This window comes from Neoroseomonas rubea, from assembly GCF_016106015.1.
Classification (GTDB): Bacteria; Pseudomonadota; Alphaproteobacteria; order Acetobacterales; family Acetobacteraceae; genus Neoroseomonas; species Neoroseomonas rubea.
Window position 1 is genome coordinate 1 of sequence record NZ_JACADQ010000707.1, and the last position, 745, is coordinate 745.

Annotated in this window: 1 protein-coding gene; it reads right to left on the bottom strand. The window is 78.0% G+C overall.

Annotation, left to right across the window (positions count from 1 at the left end):
* Positions 1-745 (bottom strand): AsmA family protein (locus HW577_RS25965; RefSeq protein ID WP_198378952.1); only part of this gene is annotated, 745 nt, incomplete at both ends.

The following is a 745-nucleotide window of genomic DNA, read 5'->3' on the forward strand; positions in this document are numbered from 1 at the left end:
GCGAGCGCGCGCAGCAGCGGCAGCAGCGCGGCGGGTTCGGGCAGCGCGGCGGTCAGCGCGATCTCGCCGAGCATCCGGCCTTCCGCGGCCAAGCGGTTCACGCCGGCGGCGAGGCTCGCCTTGATCGGCCAGGGCGCGCCGGCGGGCGGGGGCAGGGGGGCCTCGGCGTCCAGCACCAGCGCGGTGCCGTGCAGCGTGGCGCGTGCGGTGATGCGCGCCGGGGCGTCGTCGCCGATGCCCGTGATGCGCGCCTCGGCGAGAGTGAGCGTGCCCAGGCGCGCATCGGGCAGGGTGACGCGGCTGTCGGTGAGGAGGATCTCGGCGATGGCGAGGCGGCGCGCGGGGCGCTCTTCGGCGGGCGTCGGCGCGGGCGCGGCCTGCACCGGCGCGGCGGGGCGCGCCAGCACCCAGTTCGGCGTGCCCTGGGCGGTGCGTTCCAGCAGGATGTCCGCGCCCTCGATCGTGATGCCGCCGAATTCGATCTCACCTCGCAGCAGCGGCAGCAGGGCGATGCTGGCTTCGAGCCGGCGGATGCGCGCCATCTCCGGCCGCGAGCCGCCCTCGATGTTGGCCAGCGTCACGTCGGCGGCCGAGACGCGCGGCACGAGCCCCGGGCGCAGCGAGACGGCGCCGAGCGTGGCCGCGCGGCCGGTGGCCCCCTCGATCGCGGCCACCAGCCGCGGCGTCAGCGCCCCGGCATCGAGGGCCACCGTCAGCGCGACGATGCCGCCCCCCGCCAGCAGCA